This is a genomic window from Pseudomonadota bacterium (genome assembly GCA_034660915.1).
In the GTDB taxonomy this organism is placed as follows: domain Bacteria; phylum Desulfobacterota; class Anaeroferrophillalia; order Anaeroferrophillales; family Anaeroferrophillaceae; genus DQWO01.
On sequence record JAYEKE010000064.1, the window covers coordinates 1 to 16,579 of the forward strand.

General features: G+C 46.3%; 22 protein-coding genes. 17 read left to right on the top strand and 5 right to left on the bottom strand.

The window, feature by feature from the left end; all coding sequences use genetic code 11:
• Positions 1 to 267: GxxExxY protein (locus U9P07_03805; GenBank protein MEA2108523.1), on the bottom strand; the 267-nt coding region annotated here is incomplete at its 3' end.
• A 126-nt stretch (positions 268 to 393) separates the two neighbouring features.
• Here U9P07_03805 and hflK point away from each other — a divergent pair.
• From hflK to U9P07_03845, 8 genes are all read left to right on the top strand, one after another.
• Positions 394 to 1,443 carry an FtsH protease activity modulator HflK gene (gene hflK / locus U9P07_03810; GenBank protein MEA2108524.1) on the top strand — a complete coding sequence of 350 codons (1,050 nt, stop codon included), beginning with the start codon at positions 394 to 396 and terminating at the stop codon, positions 1,441 to 1,443.
• Between the two features lie 55 nt (positions 1,444 to 1,498).
• Entirely contained in the window at positions 1,499 to 2,359 is an 861-nt protein-coding gene (hflC, locus tag U9P07_03815; protein MEA2108525.1) for a protease modulator HflC, read from the top strand.
• 88 nt (positions 2,360 to 2,447) lie between these two features.
• Positions 2,448 to 3,422, top strand: coding sequence for a bifunctional riboflavin kinase/FAD synthetase (locus U9P07_03820; protein MEA2108526.1), 975 nt, complete (start codon positions 2,448 to 2,450; stop codon positions 3,420 to 3,422).
• Between the two features lie 141 nt (positions 3,423 to 3,563).
• Positions 3,564 to 4,487: a 30S ribosomal protein S2 gene (gene rpsB / locus U9P07_03825; GenBank protein ID MEA2108527.1), complete on the top strand. Its 924-nt coding sequence runs from the start codon at positions 3,564 to 3,566 to the stop codon at positions 4,485 to 4,487.
• Positions 4,488 to 4,585: 98 nt separating this feature from the next.
• Complete coding sequence (tsf, locus tag U9P07_03830; GenBank protein MEA2108528.1) at positions 4,586 to 5,236, top strand: translation elongation factor Ts; 651 nt, start codon at positions 4,586 to 4,588, stop codon at positions 5,234 to 5,236.
• 12 nt (positions 5,237 to 5,248) lie between these two features.
• Positions 5,249 to 5,974: a UMP kinase gene (gene pyrH / locus U9P07_03835; GenBank protein ID MEA2108529.1), complete on the top strand. Its 726-nt coding sequence runs from the start codon at positions 5,249 to 5,251 to the stop codon at positions 5,972 to 5,974.
• Between the two features lie 17 nt (positions 5,975 to 5,991).
• Positions 5,992 to 6,546 (top strand): ribosome recycling factor, encoded by a 555-nt coding sequence (frr, locus tag U9P07_03840; GenBank protein ID MEA2108530.1) that lies wholly within the window; start codon positions 5,992 to 5,994, stop codon positions 6,544 to 6,546.
• Between the two features lie 115 nt (positions 6,547 to 6,661).
• Positions 6,662 to 6,829: a 4Fe-4S binding protein gene (locus tag U9P07_03845; protein ID MEA2108531.1), complete on the top strand. Its 168-nt coding sequence runs from the start codon at positions 6,662 to 6,664 to the stop codon at positions 6,827 to 6,829.
• A gap of 74 nt (positions 6,830 to 6,903) precedes the next feature.
• Here the strand turns inward: U9P07_03845 and U9P07_03850 are convergent, their stop codons facing one another.
• A complete protein-coding gene (locus U9P07_03850) occupies positions 6,904 to 7,179 on the bottom strand; it encodes a hypothetical protein (GenBank protein MEA2108532.1) in 276 nt (91 codons plus the stop codon).
• A 134-nt stretch (positions 7,180 to 7,313) separates the two neighbouring features.
• Between U9P07_03850 and amrB the strand changes: the two genes are divergently transcribed.
• The 7 genes from amrB (at position 7,314) to U9P07_03885 (ending at position 11,748) form a co-directional block, all read left to right on the top strand.
• Positions 7,314 to 8,144, top strand: coding sequence for an AmmeMemoRadiSam system protein B (gene amrB / locus U9P07_03855; GenBank protein ID MEA2108533.1), 831 nt, complete (start codon positions 7,314 to 7,316; stop codon positions 8,142 to 8,144).
• Between the two features lie 250 nt (positions 8,145 to 8,394).
• Complete coding sequence (gene amrA, locus U9P07_03860) at positions 8,395 to 8,967, top strand: AmmeMemoRadiSam system protein A (protein MEA2108534.1); 573 nt, start codon at positions 8,395 to 8,397, stop codon at positions 8,965 to 8,967.
• Positions 8,968 to 9,202: 235 nt separating this feature from the next.
• Positions 9,203 to 9,565 (top strand): STAS/SEC14 domain-containing protein, encoded by a 363-nt coding sequence (locus U9P07_03865; protein MEA2108535.1) that lies wholly within the window; start codon positions 9,203 to 9,205, stop codon positions 9,563 to 9,565.
• Between the two features lie 115 nt (positions 9,566 to 9,680).
• On the top strand, positions 9,681 to 10,169 hold the full coding sequence (locus tag U9P07_03870) for an ACT domain-containing protein (protein MEA2108536.1): 489 nt from the start codon (positions 9,681 to 9,683) through the stop codon (positions 10,167 to 10,169).
• A 123-nt stretch (positions 10,170 to 10,292) separates the two neighbouring features.
• Positions 10,293 to 10,520: an AbrB/MazE/SpoVT family DNA-binding domain-containing protein gene (locus U9P07_03875; GenBank protein ID MEA2108537.1), complete on the top strand. Its 228-nt coding sequence runs from the start codon at positions 10,293 to 10,295 to the stop codon at positions 10,518 to 10,520.
• Positions 10,517 to 10,921: a type II toxin-antitoxin system VapC family toxin gene (locus U9P07_03880; protein MEA2108538.1), complete on the top strand. Its 405-nt coding sequence runs from the start codon at positions 10,517 to 10,519 to the stop codon at positions 10,919 to 10,921. Before U9P07_03875 ends, U9P07_03880 begins: the two co-directional genes overlap by 4 nt.
• Positions 10,922 to 10,968: 47 nt before the next feature.
• On the top strand, positions 10,969 to 11,748 hold the full coding sequence (locus U9P07_03885) for an enoyl-CoA hydratase-related protein (protein ID MEA2108539.1): 780 nt from the start codon (positions 10,969 to 10,971) through the stop codon (positions 11,746 to 11,748).
• Positions 11,749 to 11,757: 9 nt separating this feature from the next.
• Here the strand turns inward: U9P07_03885 and U9P07_03890 are convergent, their stop codons facing one another.
• Together U9P07_03890 and U9P07_03895 are read right to left on the bottom strand one after the other, a co-directional pair.
• Positions 11,758 to 12,534, bottom strand: coding sequence for an enoyl-CoA hydratase (locus tag U9P07_03890; GenBank protein MEA2108540.1), 777 nt, complete (start codon positions 12,532 to 12,534; stop codon positions 11,758 to 11,760).
• A gap of 51 nt (positions 12,535 to 12,585) precedes the next feature.
• Positions 12,586 to 13,344: an SIMPL domain-containing protein gene (locus U9P07_03895; protein ID MEA2108541.1), complete on the bottom strand. Its 759-nt coding sequence runs from the start codon at positions 13,342 to 13,344 to the stop codon at positions 12,586 to 12,588.
• A 400-nt stretch (positions 13,345 to 13,744) separates the two neighbouring features.
• Between U9P07_03895 and U9P07_03900 the strand changes: the two genes are divergently transcribed.
• Positions 13,745 to 14,356 carry a YajG family lipoprotein gene (locus U9P07_03900; GenBank protein ID MEA2108542.1) on the top strand — a complete coding sequence of 204 codons (612 nt, stop codon included), beginning with the start codon at positions 13,745 to 13,747 and terminating at the stop codon, positions 14,354 to 14,356.
• Between the two features lie 233 nt (positions 14,357 to 14,589).
• Entirely contained in the window at positions 14,590 to 16,050 is a 1,461-nt protein-coding gene (locus tag U9P07_03905; protein MEA2108543.1) for a phospholipase D family protein, read from the top strand.
• A gap of 103 nt (positions 16,051 to 16,153) precedes the next feature.
• Here U9P07_03905 and U9P07_03910 read toward each other — a convergent pair whose 3' ends face one another.
• A complete protein-coding gene (locus tag U9P07_03910) occupies positions 16,154 to 16,399 on the bottom strand; it encodes a hypothetical protein (protein MEA2108544.1) in 246 nt (81 codons plus the stop codon).
• Between the last annotated feature and the right edge of the window lie 180 nt (positions 16,400 to 16,579).

Here is a 16,579-nt window from a genome sequence, read left to right on the forward strand (position 1 = left end):
CATTGTAAGTTCATGAGCAAGGCATTGCTCATAGGTGGATTCCAACAAACCTGGCCCTGAATGGCTATGAACCTCCAAAGCACAACCAATAACAGAATGGGACAGATCATCAAATTTCATTTCTTCGTGTCCTTCGTGTCCTTCGTGGTGAAATTTTTTTTGTCTTGGGTCCTGAATTTGTGATAATTCACTTTCCCGCCTTCCTTCGCCTGCGGACCTACTGCCTTCCGTCTTCTGTCTCCTTCCACCCGCCTCCTCAAGAGTCAAGAGCAGACTTGACCCCTCTGGCTACATTTAGCGGGTTGACGTGACCCCCGTGATTAGTCTATAGTCACAATCTTGTTGGTTGGTAAAAAATGTCGAATCAAAAGAACTTTGAAAGGAGCGTTCTCTATGCCATGGGAATATAATGGAGATGATAATCGCGGTGGCGGTTCTCAGCCACCTGACCTGGAAGACATCATTAAAAAGCTTAAACAGAAGTTTGGGGGAAAATTTCCGACTAAACTTCCCGGTGGGATCGGGATTGTTTTGTTGCTCATCCTGATTGGCTGGCTGGCTACCGGGTTTTATATCGTTGGTCCGGATGAGCAGGGGGTGGTGCAGCGCTTTGGCAAAGTGGTATATACCACCACCTCGGGGCCCCATTGGCATATGCCGACTCCGGTTGAAACGGTGATAAAACCCCGGGTTACCCAGGTAAAACGGTTGGAAATTGGTTTCAGGACCATCTCACAGGCAGCGCCGGCCCGCTATCAGAAAATTCCCCATGAATCGTTGATGCTGACTGGTGATGAAAATATTGTCGATGCCCAGTTTATTGTTCAATACCGGATTAAAGATCCGGTCAACTACCTTTTTAAGGTTGTTGATCAGGGAAAAACCGTTCATGACGCGGCGGAGGCCTCAATGCGGGAAATTATCGGCAAATCCGTTATTGATGAGGTCCTGACCGGGGGTAAATTTAAGATTCAGCAGGAAGTAAAGGCTCTTTTACAGGAAATCCTGGACCGCTATGAAGCCGGAATAGTGGTGGTGGCGGTTCAACTGCAGGATGTCCACCCGCCGAAAGCGGTTATTGAAGCCTTTAAGGATGTGGCCAGCGCCAAGGAAAATAAAATTAAGCTTATTAATGAATCCCAGGGATATCAGAATGATATTCTGCCTAAAGCCAAGGGTAAGGCGACTGAGATGATTAATCAAGCAATGGCATCCAAGTCGGAAATGATTAATATTGCCCAGGGTGACGCTGCCCGTTTTTTGTCCAATCTTCGGGGATATCAACAGGCCCCTTCGGTAACCCGTAAGCGTATGTATCTCGAAACCATGGAAAAGGTGTTGGCTAAGGTTGATAAAATTATTATTGATCAAAAAGTGAAGCAGAATCTTTTGCCGTTATTGCCTATTGATCCTCTTCGTTTGAAGGAACGACCCGCCAGGTAATATGGATACTTTCGTAAAAGGCTGAAAAATCAATAATATTTATAAGGAATAACGTATGAAGAATATGAGTATGAGATTAATTGTCATTGCCGGGGTTATTATTATCATGGTGATCCTGTCCACATTGTTTCAGGTTGATCAAAGACAGCAGGCACTGATTCTGCAGCTGGGGAAACCGGTACGGGTGATAACAGAACCAGGTTTGAATTTTAAAGTGCCCTTGTTGCAACAGGTGATATTTTTTGATCGTCGTTTGCTGGTTTACGATGCCGCTCCGGCGGAAATCGTCACCAGTGATAAGAAAAATCTGGTGGTTGATAACTATGCTAAATGGCGGATTGTTGATCCGCTGAAGTTTTACCAGACCGTAAAGAATGTCGCCGGAGCCCAATCAAGGCTTGATGATATCATTTATTCCGAATTTCGGGTGGAACTGGGCAAGGAAACACTGAATGATATTGTCGCTAAAGTGCGGACGAAAATTATGAAAACAGTCACGATGAATAGTAACGAGGCCGCGGCTGATTATGGGATTGAAGTCGTGGATGTGCGGGTCAAAAGGGCTGACCTGCCGGTTGAAAATGAGCGGCACGTGTTTTCCCGCATGCAGGCTGAACGCCAGCGACAGGCAAAAAAATACCGCTCGGAAGGTGAAGAGGAGGCAATTAAAATTCGTTCCAAGGCTGAAAAAGAAAGGACAATTCTTCTGGCTGAGGCCTACCGCAAATCGCAGGAAGTTCGCGGGGAGGGGGAGCAGAAGGCAATTGCTATTTATGCCAAGGCCTTCCAGCAGGATGAAGATTTCTATAATTTTTTTCGCAGCCTGCAGGCATATAAAAAGGCATTGGCGGATAAGTCAACCTTGGTTCTGGGTAGTGGTAATGAATTTTTTCGCTTCATGAACAAGGCTGATTGATTAAAACCGGCAACCTGGTTTAGCATCAAAACCGGCTACATCAAGGGTTGAATTTTTAGGGTTGTTTCCTGACCGCTGGCGGGTAACCGTGAGCTGGCTGAAAACAACCTTTTTTATCTGGTCGGATACCATGAAGGAATATTTGAATCTTTGGGAACAGCAGTTTCCGCCAGGCGGCACCATCCTGACCATCGGTAATTTTGACGGTGTACACCTGGGACATCAGTCACTTTTTTTACTGGTCAAAGAAGTGGCAGCGCGGGAGGGCAAGAACGCGGTTGCCTTAACCTTTCAGCCACATCCTTTTAAACTGATTTTTCCTGAACGTCGCCTTTTTCTGATTACTCCCCTGGTTAAAAAAATACAGCTTATCGCCAAAACCGGTATTGATGCCCTGGTGTGTGCACCCTTTACCCGGGATTTTGCCAACCTGCCAGCTGCTGATTTTGCCCGCCGGATTATTGTCGAACGCCTGGGCGCGCATACGGTGATTGTGGGTGATAATTATCATTTCGGTCGTGACCGGGAAGGGGATATCAAGCTGTTGACTGAACTTGGTTTTGAAATGGGTTTTAAGACCGTGATTGCCCAGCCTTTTCTTATGGATGGCAAGGTTGTCAGCAGCACCAGGGTGCGACAGCATATTATGGCTGGTGAGGTTATGCCGGCGGCCCGGCTGTTGGGCCGCTATTATTCCGTTGAAGGGGTTGTCAGGCCGGGGAAAAATCGTGGCAAGGATCTGGGGTTTCCCACGGCCAATATTCGTTCGGAGGCGGAGCTTTATCCCCGGGAAGGGGTGTATGCGGTTTGGGTTGAGTATGGTGAACGGCGGTGGCAGGGGGTAGTGAGTATCGGCTATAATCCCACCTTTGGTGATACGGGGTTGACCGTTGAGGTCCATATTCTGAGCTTTTCCCGGGATCTTTATGGGGAGACTATTAAAATTATTTTTTTGGAGCGCTTGCGGGATACCATTGCCTTTACGGAAGTGGCTGGCCTTCAGGCTCAAATTGCTAAAGATATCAGGGCTGCCAAGCGGATTTTTGCTCTTGCAAAAGAGTAATTTTTATGGTAGCAAATCCAGGTTTCAGGCTTATAAATCTCACGTTCCTGGTTGTTAATGTTATTCATGTCGTTGTGCCGGACATTGTTCGGTGGGTATGGATAAGGGGCGGCGGTAAAACAAAAAAACAAGGAGAAGAATATGGCATCAGTTATTAAAATGAGACAGTTGCTGGAGGCTGGAGTCCATTTCGGTCACCAGACAAAACGTTGGAACCCGAAGATGAAAAAGTACATTTTCGGCGCTCGTAATGGAATTTATATTATTGATTTGCAGAAATCACTGCCCCTCTTCCGCAAAGCTTATAAAAAAGTGGTCGAGCTAGTTGCAGATGGTGGTGAAGTCCTCTTTGTCGGGACTAAACGTCAAGCCCAGGAGCACATTGAAGAAGAAGCAAAAAGATGTGGTATGTATTGGGTAAATCAAAGATGGCTGGGAGGGATGATGACCAATTTCCAGACCATTAAGAAAAGTATTGCCCGGCTGAAAAGGCTGGAAACCATGAAGGTTGATGGTACATATGATCTTCTGATCAAGAAAGAGGTTGTTTCTCTGGAGCGGCAGCGGGAAAAGCTGGAGAAAAATCTTGGCGGGCTTAAAGATATGGAGAAACCGCCTGCCTGTATTTTTGTGATTGACTGCAAACGGGAATCAATCGCGGTGGCTGAAGCCAATAAATTGGGTATCCCGGTGGTTGCGGTGGTCGATACCAACTGTGATCCTGATCCCATAGATTACCTGATTCCCGGCAATGATGATGCCATTCGGGCGATTAAATTGTTTTGTTCCCGGATTGCCGATGCTGCTCTGGAAGGAAAAATGCTGCGTGAGGAAAGAAAACAGGCGGCAACGGATAAAGAGGTTGATGAGGCTGCTTTTCAGGAAACTGAGGCTGGAGAAGGTCCTATTATTGAACGGGTTGGCGAAGAAGCTGAGTCGGCGGCAGTGGTTGAAGAGCCCGAGGCTGTAGCTGTGGAAGAGGCGGAAAATGCTGAACCGGAAGTAGTCGAAGAAACCGGACCTGCAGTGGCTGAAGAAATAAAAGAAACCCCGGTCGTTGAATAAGATTTGCGGTTTTTTTTATAAAGAAGTCGTTAAAATAATTACTTGCTGACCCATTACCGAATGATGTCGGTGGGGAGAAGATATCGGAGGATGAAAACATGGCAGAAATAACTGCTGTAATGGTGAAAGAGCTGCGGGAGAAAACCGGGGCCGGGATTATGGATTGCAAAAAAGCCCTCAAGGAGAAAGATGGTGTGCTTGATGATGCCGTTGACTTTTTGCGGGAAAAAGGTTTGGCCGCGGCATCCAAGAAGAGTGGCAGAATAACTTCAGAAGGACTTGTAGGTTCCTATATTCACGCCGGTGGAAAAATAGGCGTTATGGTTGAAATTAATTGTGAAACGGATTTTGTTGCCCGCACTGATGATTTTCAGGCTTTTGTCAAGGATATCTGCATGCAGGTTGCGGCTGCCAATCCGCTGGGTATCACCCGTGATGATGTGCCTGCCGATGATGTAGAAAAAGAAAAACAGATTTTTCGAGTTCAGGCCCTGGAAAGTGGAAAGCCTGAAAAGATTGTCGATAAGATCGTCACCGGCAGGATAGAGAAATTTTATGCGGAAAACTGCCTTATGGAGCAGAAATTCGTTAAAAATCCTGATATAACCATAGAAGAGCTGGTTAAAGAGATGATTGCCAAAACCGGTGAAAATATCATTATCAGGAGATTCAGCCGTTATCTGCTGGGTGAAGGGCTGGAAAAAAGGAGTTGTGACCTGGCCCAGGAAGTGGCGGATCAGCTGAAATAGAAATTGGTGCTCATGTCAAAAGGAACATTTCCCTATCAGCGGGTTTTGCTGAAGTTAAGTGGTGAAGCCTTGATGGGGGAAAGGACATATGGTATTGATGAAGCGACAATCCGTTCTTTTGCTGAAGAAATCCGCGATGTCCATGATCTGGGAATAGAAATTGCGATTGTAATCGGTGCCGGGAATATTTTTCGTGGAGTTCCGGCAGCATCTTCCGGCATGGATAGGGTGGCAGCGGATTACATGGGTATGCTGGCCACGGTTATCAATGGCCTGGCCCTTCAGGATGCATTGGAGCAGCTTGGTGTCTACACCCGGGTATTAAGTGCCATTTCCATGCAGGAGGTTGCTGAGCCGTATATTCGCCGTCGGGCGGTACGCCACTTGGAGAAGGGGCGAGTTGTTATTTTCGTTGCCGGTACCGGCAATCCTTATTTTACCACGGATACGGCGGCTTCTTTGCGGGCCATGGAAATTCAGGCTGATATTATTATCAAGGCGACCAAGGTGGATGGTGTTTATGATCGTGATCCGCTGAAATATGACGATGCGGTCAAGTACGATGAACTTACCTATCTCCATGTGCTCCAGAAGGGTTTGAAAGTTATGGATGCCACGGCTATTTCTCTTTGTATGGATAACCACCTGCCGATTCTGGTGTTCAGCCTTACCAAGAAAGGTAATATCAAAAAAGCTGTCTGTGGTGAATCGATCGGCACATTTGTAGGAAGGGGATAAATATGGCGCAGGAATTTATTGCAGAGGTGCTGGAAGAAGGCCGGGAAAGCATGCAGAAAGCCGTTGAGGCTCTGAAGCGGGATCTGGGTCGAGTACGAACCGGCAGGGCATCACTTTCGCTGCTTGATGGGGTCAAAGTCGATTATTATGGTGTGCCAACACCCCTCAATCAGGTAGCATCACTTTCCGTCCCGGAAAGCCGCATGATTGTTATTCAACCCTGGGATAATAACATGCTGGGCGAGATTGATAAGGCCATTAATAAATCAGACCTGGGGGTAAATCCCACCAATGATGGCAAGCAGATTCGATTGGTTATGCCGCGCCCCACTGAAGAGCGCCGCCGGGAGTTGGTTAAGGTAGTGAAAAAAACTGGGGAGAGCTCGAAAATAGGAGTCCGCTCCTGTCGTCGTGATTGTATCGATATGCTGAAGACGATGGAAAAAGATAAAGAAATTACCGAGGATGAAAATAAGAAAGGTCAGGATGAAGTCCAGAAACTGACCGATGAATTTGTTGGCAAAATTGATGGAATTATTGAGCTTAAAGAACAGGAAGTAATGGAAATTTAGTTGTAAGCTGACTGGTGGCCAGGGGCTGCCGGTCAAAATATAAACTGCCTTCCGGGTTGGGGACCAATGATGGGTATCCCCCGATGGTCGGCTGTAAACTGGAGGAGGTTTGACCATGTATGTAATTACCGATGAATGTGTATCCTGTGGCACCTGTGAGGAAGAATGTCCTGAAGACGCCATCTATGAAGGTGATGATATTTATGTAATCGATCAGGAGAAATGCGTTGAATGTGGTTCTTGTGTCGAAGTTTGCCCAAGTGATGCCATCGTCGAAAAGTAAACTAGTTTTTTGTTTCTGAAGTATCAGAGGGGATTGCCTGACCAGGCAATCCCCTCTGCTTTTTTGGTGCAATTTCAGCCGGTTTTTCTATTTTTATCAATAACCTTTCTTACTTGAGGGGGGAGGTATACCGACTCCAGATCAAAGTTTGTGAGGATTTCACAGATGGCGGCAATTTTATAATCGGTTTTTTCTTTCTCATTGATAATAAATAGGTATTCATCATCAAAACGGCAGAGGCCTCGTTTTCTTCTGATGGATTGGGAAAGGAGATTTTCATATACAACCCGGATGTCAAATTGGGATAAAAGCAGATTTTCCAGATTGCTGAGAATATCTTTTTTTTCCATAGTTTTTTCAACGGGCTTGACAACTAACGGAAGCATGATAGATTATTTAGTAGAATTACCGACTGTTGGATTTTATACGTAGTCTGTTGATAATAATCAAGGGAAAAGAAAATATGCTTTCCCGGGAGGGGCTGATGCACGAAAATATAGACAGGGTGCCGGCGGTTGCCGGAACATTTTATCCGTCTGAGCCGAAGGTTCTGCGAGATGATATCGATAGTTATTTAGATAGTGCTGCCGGGATTGACAAGGTTCCCGGCGCCGTTATTGGTCTCATAAGTCCCCATGCGGGGTATATGTATTCAGGCAGGGTTGCGGCGGCGGCCTATTGCCAGCTGTCAAGGGCCGATTATGATTATGTCCTGGTTATTTCGCCAAGCCACCATACCTATTTCCAGGGTGCCTCACTGTATTCTTCCGGTGATTATCAGACCCCGCTGGGCGTTATTCCCCTGGCGGGAGATATTGTCCAGAAGTTATTGAGTGAATACAGTGTTTTCCATTATGTTGACCAGGCTCATCGCCAGGAACACGCCCTGGAGGTCCAGTTACCGTTTTTACAGGTTGTTCTGTCGAAGTTTGCTTTAATCCCGGTGGTGATGGGTTCCCAGGATTGGGAGACTGCTTCCATGATGGTAGAGGCTTTGGGAACCGTACTGTTTGGGAAGCGGGTGTTGCTGGTGGCCAGCTCTGACCTTTCTCATTATCACTCCTATGATGAAGCCGTGAGCCTGGATAGTAATATTCTGGAGGCGGTAAACAATAATGATTCACGGGCACTCTGGAATGTTGTTGCTGGCGGCAAAGCTGAAGCCTGTGGTGCCGGGCCGATGGTGGCGGTCATGATGCTGGCGGCAAAGCTTGGTGCCACCGGTGCCCGGGTGGTTGCTTATCAGAATTCCGGTGATGTGACCGGGGATCGTGGCCAGGTGGTGGGGTATATGGCGGCGGCCATATATAAATAACTCAACTTTCTGACTTGCATTGCCAGGGACATATTAGCAGGATGTTCGGGCTTGGCTCATAGCCTGTCTGCGTGCGGCACGCACAGGCAGGCCATGGACGGCCGGCGAGAATGAGCGTGAGCCATGCCTGAACATCCCCTGGAGATTTATTTCGCTGTTTTTAGAGCAACTCAGAAAGTTGAGTAAATAATGAGAGACAGATTGAAATATGTTTCTATTCAAGAAAAATTTAAGGAATGGTGGCTGAAAAATGGAGAAAAGGAAGGAACACCAAGTAGGCGTTGATCTGGGGTTGACCGAAGCGGAAAAAAGCTTTCTTCGCCAGCTGGCGATGGCGGAAATTACGGCCAGATTTCAGGAAACCAAGCCCTTACCTGAGGCTCCGCCAGGTGGTCACCTGGAAGAAAAACGGGGAGCTTTTGTTACTTTGACAAAACATGGGGCGTTAAGGGGTTGTATCGGTCATATCCAGGGGAACCTGCCCCTGGTTGAAACCATCAGGGAAATGGCACCGGCAGCAGCTTTTAGCGATCCCCGTTTCCCCCCGGTTAGTAAAGCTGAGCTTGATGAGTTGGAACTGGAGATATCAGTTCTGACTCCCTTGCATCTCGTCAAAGATATTAAAGAGATTGAAGTCGGTGTTCATGGGTTGTACCTTGAAAGTCAGGGTTATGCCGGCCTGTTACTTCCCCAGGTGGCAACTGAATATGGTTGGAGTCGGGAGGAATTCCTTGACCATACCTGCATGAAGGCCGGTTTGTCGAGCAAATGCTGGCAGCAGTCGGAAACACGGGTATATATTTTTTCAGCCGATATTTTTTAAGTCTACCTTCCTCCTTATGAAGTGTACTGCAGTAAGCAAAACCGGGACTGTCCCCGAGCCTTTGCGGTTTAAAAGGGGAATGTATGCCCCAGGCTTTTACGGCGCATACCGAATCGTCACTGGCTGGTTGAACGTTTTTTCAATGTATCTGATTTTCGTTTTTGTAACGATATTGTTGACAAATCAGGCTGGTGAAAATGTGTATCAATCCTGAAAACCTTGAGGAGGTTTGCCAATGACGCAACAAATACCCATGGAAGCGGATCATGTTATTGGGGTCAAAGTATCCGGGAAAATTGAACGCTGGGATATGGACGCCATGATTGAAGTTATGAAAAAAATGTTTGCTGAGCATGAGCGAATCAGCATTTATGTAGAGGTAGAATCATTTGGTTGGATTTCGCTGCCGGCCCTGGTTGATGACCTGAAATTTGCCCTGCCGAATTTTAAGAAATTCGCCAGAAAGGCGGTGGTGTCCAGGATTAAATGGATGGAAAAATGGACTGATGTAGCGGATCATTTTTTCCCCAGCATAGAAGTGAAACATTTTCTTCCCGAACAAAAGGCTGCTGCTTTGAAATGGATTCAGGAATACTGAGATATTTCTTTCTTTATTATCCTTGACAACCAATGATGATCATGGTTAGAGGTCAAAATAAGCCGTCTGATCTGTGGTGAAAGAAGTTGGAAATATTTTTACTGAGGAGGAATTCATGGTTCGTACTGAGATTACACTTTTCCTGAAAAATGTACCGGGAGAATTATCCAAACTGACTTTGATGCTGGCCGAAAATAGCATCAATATTGATGCCATAACTATTCAGGATGCTACCAGTTACGTTAAAGAACTTTTTAACGCCCGGGGTAAAATTTTCCGACGCTATGCCACGGCTGCCAGTTATGGCATGATCCAGAAAGATTCGGAACAGTTTGCTCTTATCCGTTTATTGGTCAGCGATAGCGATAAAACCATGGATCTGCTGGCTGAACATGGTTATATTTATGATATTATGCCGGTCATGGCGGTTGAGTTGGATAACCGTCCCGGCTCCCTGGCGGAAGCCGCCAAAAAAATCGGTGATGCCGGTATTAATATCAATTATGTCTACGGTTCGGTTTCCCCTTCTGAAGGCAGGACCCTTTTTGTTTTCTGTCCTGAAGATATTGACCATGCGTCTCAGGTATTCAAAAAATCATCATAGGCTGACAGGAGATAGTTTTTGCCGTCGGTGATGGTTGTTGGTGATGTATGGGATGTTCATGATTGACAAAAATAAGCAAAAGTATTAGTATTACCAGTATTACATATTACTGGAGGTGCAATCATGAGAGTGACCATAAAAGGACAAGTCACGATTCCCCAGGAAATTCGGGAAAAATTAGGAATAACTCCTGCGGTTGAAGTTGATTTTATAGAAGAGAAAGACCGAATTTATTTGGTGAAACGGAAAGGCGAACCCAAAAAAACATACAAATTCAGGAAATTGAGAGGGATAGGAAACGTTAAAATGACAACTGATGAAATAATGGCCCTGACAAGAGGAGATAAATGAAAGGGGTTCTCGTTGATTCGAATATTGTTTTGGATGTTTTTCTCAATGATCCGAAATGGGCTGATTGGTCTGAAGCAAGATTGGATGAATATGATCAATTGGGAATCTTGTATGTCAATTCAATTGTCTATACTGAAATTTCCATTGGTTTTAAGACGATAGAGAACCTTGAATCCGCAATCGCTAAAGCTGGTTTTCAGATGTTGGAAATTCCCAAAGAGGCATTGTTTTTAGCTGGAAAAGCGTACTTGGAATACAAAAAAAGAAAGGGTGTAAAAAGGGCTCCCCTTCCGGATTTTTTTATTGGTGCCCAAGCCGCTGTTCAGAATTTGGATTTAATTACCAGAGATGTCTCAAGATACCGATCATATTTTCCAACTGTAAAATTGATAACTCCATAAGTCGGTAGGGATTTGCTTTTCAGGCTGAAATTAAAAGGAGAAAAATGATGAATTATGACAGTATTAAAGTGGCTGTTGGAGATGATTATGTTGGTGAAATAACCCTTAACCGCCCGAAAAATCTGAACACGTTTACTACCACTCTGGCTGAGGAACTCAGTCAGGCTTTACGGGAGCTTGATGCGGATCAACGGGTGCGGGTTATCATTATCAACGGTGCGGGCAAGGCATTTTGTGCCGGTATTGACGTCAGTGATTTTTTTGCTAAAACTGCTTCGGAGTATCGTGAGTGGATTGAGTGTATGGAAACCCCCTTGGGGACAATCAGCCGGATGAAGAAACCGGTTATTGCCCAGGTTCATGGGGTTGCGGCTGCTAATGGGGCCGGTCTGGTGGCGGCCTGCGACCTGGCGGTGGTCGGTGAACGGGCGCGTTTTGGTTTGACCGCGATTAATGTTGGCTTGAACTGTGTCGGCCCTATCGTGCCGGTAAGTCAGTCCATCGGCAGAAAAAGGGCGCTTGAGCTGTTGTTCTATGGTGATTTGATCAATGCGGAAAAGGCCTTGGCGATGGGATTGGTGAACAAGGTGGTGCCGGAAGAGGAGCTGGAAAAAACCACCCGTGAATGGGCCGCGTTGTTGGCGCAGAAAAGTCCTGTTGCGGTTCAGATTGCCAAGAAATCTTTTTATACCGCTGCTGATATGGATTACTATAAAGCCTTTGACTATATGAATGAAGCTTTTGCCCGGCTCTGTACTACCGAAGATGCCAAAGAGGGGGTGAGTGCATTTCTGGAAAAACGAAGCCCGGTATGGAAGGAAAAGTAGCTCTCAGGCTTAGCGGTTCTGCCATTGGGCTGTGGTCTGATTCAAAAAGGCTTTAATTCCCGTCTGGGCATCTTCCGCCAGGTTGTTAAGGGCGATGGTGTGTTTGGCATAATGCAGGGCTTTTTCATCCGGTTGATCTATCTGGGCATAAAACCCCTGTTTTCCCAATCCCAACGTCAGGCGGCTGGCCTGGGCAATCTGGCTAGCCAGTTCCAATGTTTCTGCTGCCAGTTCATCCTGTGGAACAACTTTATTGATCAATCCAAGTTCTTTGGCCTCTCCAGCGGGAATGAATCGACCGGTGAGCAGCATTTCCATTGCCGCTTTGCGGCCGATGGCCCTGGTGATGGCGACCATGGGAGTGGTGCAAAAAAGCCCCAGCTGGACCCCGGGGGTAGCAAACCTGGCTCCTTCTTCCGCCACTACCAGATCGCACCAGGCAGCTAACTGGCAGCCAGCGGCGGTGGCAATCCCCTGGACCTGGGCAATGACCGGTTGCGGGATTTCATGAAGCAATTGCATCATCCTGGTGCACTGGTCAAAAATAAACTTGTATTCCTTCATTTCCTGGTCCACCATTTCATCCAGGCTGTGTCCGGCGCAGAAATGATTGCCGGCTGCCCGGACAATAAGGACTTTGGTTGATTCATCCGTTTCCAATTGTTGCAGGGCATGGATAATTTCACCAATCATCCGCCGGGAAAGGGCATTGATTCTTTTGGCATTATTAAGGGTGAGAAAAGCGATCTCCTGGTTGATATCAAAAAGAATTTCCTGGTATTGCATGAATGATCCTTCCTGGTGATTGTGATTCTTGGGTTTAAGTGTCACTGAGCATTATTTCTTATGAGACCCGCTTATTTCATAGGTAATGGTGACATTGGCGCGAACCGTGACTTTTCCGGGGGACAGGTTCAGCGATGGCGCCGCGGATTTAGCCATTCCTTCAGCATAAGCCATGGACCTGGAACGTAAGGGAGTGGACGTTGCATTATCAAGGCTGATGTTCAGAACTTCCCCTAAATTCAGCTCAGCAGCCGAGGCCAGGGCGTTGGCGTCTGCTCTGGCATTTGCAGTCGCTGCCGTGATTGCCTGTGACCGGTACATTTGGGGGGTTGCAAGATTAAAGATAATCGAGCCAATGGTGTTAGCCCCAACCCTGGTGCATGATTCAATAATTTTTCCACCCAGCTCTATTTGCCGGGTTTTAATGGAAAAATGGTTGTTGACCCGGTAACCGATAATTTCAGCTTGCCAGGCGTCATGATATTTTGGTGGTCGTGCTGACCATCGGGGTTGGACTTGAAAACGACCGGTTTTGTACTCTTTTCTGCTCAGACCAATTTCTTTCAAAGTCTGCTCGATGGCCTGGATTTTTTTCGTATTTTCATCCAATGCCTGTTTGACCGTTTTCGCTTCGGTGGTTACGCCAACCTGCATTTGCAGTTGATTGGCTGGTACCTGGAGGGTGCTATTGCCGCGAACCGTGAGCTGGGGGATGAGCTCCGCTTCCCCACCGGCAGCTGAGGTTGCTGTTATGCAAGCGATACATAAGGTTAAGCAGGTGGCGATCCAGAAACGTGATGGACGTTTCATCAGCATTCTCCAGCAGGTTGAAAAAACAGGTTATTATAAAATTACATGATTAGCCTGTGGATGAGGATTTGTCAAGTTTGTCCGCGCTATAAGGGGCTTTTTTATCAGCCTGAATATGCTATAGTTCGAGTCAGTCATGGTGTTGGGTCTATAAAATAACTCAACTTTCTGACTTGTGTTGCCAAGAGACATTATTCAGGATATTCGGGCTTGGCTCACAGCGGCATTGACCGCCGAACGAATCGCCACGACGGTGATTCGCGGCGGGCACCTCGGAGCTGCACACGATGTGCAGCAAGAATGAGCGAGAGCCATGCCGGAATATCCTTGAAACAATTTTTTTCAAGCTGTTTTTTTCACAACTTAGAAAGTTGCGTAAAATAACATTTCGGAGGAAAAAATGAGCCGTATTGTCGCAATATCTTCGATTATGATTATGTCCATTATGCTGATGCTGGGTTGTGCGACCTTGCCGCAACGTTTGGTGATCCAACCATCAATCCAAACGATTGCCGCTGATAATATTGCTGATCATCAGGAAATTTCCCTGCGGGTCATTGATTTACGACCTGAAAACCCGCTGGGTTACCTTGAAGATGGTCATGGAAATCGCCAGCCATTCCTTGCCACCCGGGAACTTGACATGGTCATTGAGAAAGTGCTTGCAGCCGGCCTGAGAAAAAAAGGATTCATTCCTCTGTCCGGGGTACACGAAAATAATATTTCCCTGACGGTTGAAATCCAGCAGTTTAACCATCGTGTATCGCCGGGAATAGTGAAAGTTCCGGTACAAACGAAGATTTCCCTCAGGACCACGGCCGTAAACGGTGGGCGGAAACTGACCAGCTATTATTCCATTGATAAACAAGCGGTGCTGGCGTTAAGACCGGGAATTCAACAGAATCAACGGCTGGTCAATGAAGCTCTTACCGCTGTTCTGGAACAGATTTTCCAGGATCAAAAATTGTTGAAGATGTTGTCCTTACACTCTGGAACCGGTGTGGTTGAATGAAAAATGAATAAAGGCAGAAAACCTGACAATGATTGACTGGTATCTTTCTTTAAACCTTGGGATTCAGGTATTGATTGGGGTCATGGTTTTTCTGGTCGGGCAAATTATTATTGTGTTTTTGTTCAGCCTTCTGCAGTTATTTTTTGTCAAATGGTTCCGTCGTTCAGATGAATAGTTTTTGCTTTTACCCCGGATACGGTTGAAAATAATTCATGTACAGACATTGGAATAAAATGTCCAGAATTGCGATTATCCTGGTTTTGTTTTTTGTTTGCTATATTGGTGTAAGCTATTACCATTTGTCCAAAACACTGCCTGCCGGAATTGATTTTCAAGGACCTGTCCATAGAGTTCCAGCAGCTGAAATTTCTTTTTTACGTGATCTGACCAGTGTTGACGAGTATGGGCAAAAGCTTTATGATCAGGAAATTTTCCCGGCGATCTTTACGATGATTGGCCAGGCAAAACGCTACATCCTGGTTGATATGTTTCTTTTAAACGGGGACCTGGGGCAGGAAAAAGCCTGCTATCGACCATTGTCTGCTGAGTTGGTTGAGGTTTTACTGGATAAGAAAAAAGAAATCCCGGCAATTTCCATAGATGTTATTTCCGACCCGATCAATTCTGCCTATGGTGGTGCATCAGCTGAACAGTTTGATTCCCTAAGGGCTGCCGGCATCCATGTTATTATCACCGATCTAAGTCCGTTGCGTGACAGCAATTTCCTTTATTCGGCTTTCTGGAGGATTTTCCTGCAATGGTTTGGAAATGCAAATAAAGGTGGCTGGTTAAAGCATCCCTTTGCGGCAGTTGGTCAGCCTGTCACCCTGCGGAGCTATCTTGCACTGCTGAATTTCAAAGCCAACCATAGGAAAATTTGCCTGGCTGACCGGCCATCCGGTGGGATGGCGGCAATTGTTACTTCGGCAAATCCCCATGATGCCAGTTCGGCACATTCCAATGTGGCCCTGCGGGTAAGTGGGGACGTGTGTCGAGATATCTATCGCAGTGAAGCCGCGGTGGCGGCTTTTTCCGGAAGCTCTCTATTTCCGGAGCCCTTTGATACTCTTTCAATGAATACTGTTAATGATGATCAGGCGGTTGATGTGCAGCTGCTGACTGAAAGAAGGATCAAAAATGCCTGCCGGCGGCTGATCATGGCCGCGCGCCCCGGAGATGCTGTATATATGGCCATGTTCTACCTGGCGGAAAGGGACATCGTGCGGGCCTTGATTAAGGCTGCGAGGCGTGGGGCTAAGGTGAAACTGGTTCTTGATCCCAATAAAGATGCCTTTGGCTATCGAAAAAACGGAATTCCCAATCGCCTGGTGGCCCATGAACTCCGGCAGAAAACCAGGAATGCCATTGAAATTCGCTGGTACGCCACCCATGGTGAACAGTTTCATTCCAAGATGATTGTCCGAGTGAGTGTTGATGGCCGGCAGGCGGTTATCCTTGGGTCAGCAAACCTTACCCGGCGGAATATTGATAATTTTAATCTGGAAACGGATTTATATATCAGTGGCAGTCAATCTCTGCCGATAATGGCCAGGATTACTGATTATACTGATCGCATCTGGCACAACCGGGACGGGCATAGCTATACGGTTGATTATGAGCTGTATGCTGAAAAAAGTCTTTGGAAAACATGGCAATACCGGCTGCAGGAATCTTTGGGCCTGGGTACCTTCTAGAATTTTTCTACTTCCCTGCCGGCTAGGTAGCCACATTATATTGCGGTCAATTTTACAACTTTTGACTTTTTACGAATGCATCAAATCTAAAATTGCTCAAAAATTATCTAGGGGGCTTTTCATCGTCTTCTTGAAGCCCTAATATGTTTTCAGCGCCATCTAATCGTATATGCTCTTTCGCCATTTCATGTTGATAATATTCGTGTCTATTTTTCTTGTCAGGAATACGCTTCATCTCTTCAATAATTTGCTTCCTTCTAATCTCATGTGGGGTCCGGTTTCTGTCTGCAACTCTGAAAAACCACCAAATCAAGATGACACCCACTACAACAATAATGGTTATCCACATAACTTCCTCCTGTTATCAGCCTTTAGGCACGTTTTGTGATTGTTTAATCAGCTCAGGGGGGGGGAAGGGTCAGACATCTTTTACCTCAGTTTCTGATGGTAGCATTCTGAAGATTGTGAAATGAATAATTTTATCGCGCATGCCATCTGATGACATAGCTCACTGGTATATTAATGATGT

Excerpts from the sequence above, each read along its gene's own strand:
- hflK (MEA2108524.1), top strand. The coding sequence starts at position 394 with ATGCCATGGGAATATAATGGAGATGATAATCGCGGTGGCGGTTCTCAG.
- hflC (MEA2108525.1), top strand. The coding sequence starts at position 1,499 with ATGAAGAATATGAGTATGAGATTAATTGTCATTGCCGGGGTTATTATT.
- rpsB (MEA2108527.1), top strand. The coding sequence starts at position 3,564 with ATGGCATCAGTTATTAAAATGAGACAGTTGCTGGAGGCTGGAGTCCAT.
- tsf (MEA2108528.1), top strand. The coding sequence starts at position 4,586 with ATGGCAGAAATAACTGCTGTAATGGTGAAAGAGCTGCGGGAGAAAACC.
- pyrH (MEA2108529.1), top strand. The coding sequence starts at position 5,249 with ATGTCAAAAGGAACATTTCCCTATCAGCGGGTTTTGCTGAAGTTAAGT.
- U9P07_03845 (MEA2108531.1), top strand. The coding sequence starts at position 6,662 with ATGTATGTAATTACCGATGAATGTGTATCCTGTGGCACCTGTGAGGAA.
- U9P07_03850 (MEA2108532.1), bottom strand. The coding sequence starts at position 7,179 with ATGGAAAAAAAAGATATTCTCAGCAATCTGGAAAATCTGCTTTTATCC.
- amrB (MEA2108533.1), top strand. The coding sequence starts at position 7,314 with ATGCACGAAAATATAGACAGGGTGCCGGCGGTTGCCGGAACATTTTAT.
- amrA (MEA2108534.1), top strand. The coding sequence starts at position 8,395 with ATGGAGAAAAGGAAGGAACACCAAGTAGGCGTTGATCTGGGGTTGACC.
- U9P07_03865 (MEA2108535.1), top strand. The coding sequence starts at position 9,203 with ATGACGCAACAAATACCCATGGAAGCGGATCATGTTATTGGGGTCAAA.
- U9P07_03870 (MEA2108536.1), top strand. The coding sequence starts at position 9,681 with ATGGTTCGTACTGAGATTACACTTTTCCTGAAAAATGTACCGGGAGAA.
- U9P07_03875 (MEA2108537.1), top strand. The coding sequence starts at position 10,293 with ATGAGAGTGACCATAAAAGGACAAGTCACGATTCCCCAGGAAATTCGG.
- U9P07_03880 (MEA2108538.1), top strand. The coding sequence starts at position 10,517 with ATGAAAGGGGTTCTCGTTGATTCGAATATTGTTTTGGATGTTTTTCTC.
- U9P07_03885 (MEA2108539.1), top strand. The coding sequence starts at position 10,969 with ATGAATTATGACAGTATTAAAGTGGCTGTTGGAGATGATTATGTTGGT.
- U9P07_03890 (MEA2108540.1), bottom strand. The coding sequence starts at position 12,534 with ATGCAATACCAGGAAATTCTTTTTGATATCAACCAGGAGATCGCTTTT.
- U9P07_03895 (MEA2108541.1), bottom strand. The coding sequence starts at position 13,344 with ATGAAACGTCCATCACGTTTCTGGATCGCCACCTGCTTAACCTTATGT.
- U9P07_03900 (MEA2108542.1), top strand. The coding sequence starts at position 13,745 with ATGAGCCGTATTGTCGCAATATCTTCGATTATGATTATGTCCATTATG.
- U9P07_03905 (MEA2108543.1), top strand. The coding sequence starts at position 14,590 with ATGTCCAGAATTGCGATTATCCTGGTTTTGTTTTTTGTTTGCTATATT.
- U9P07_03910 (MEA2108544.1), bottom strand. The coding sequence starts at position 16,399 with ATGTGGATAACCATTATTGTTGTAGTGGGTGTCATCTTGATTTGGTGG.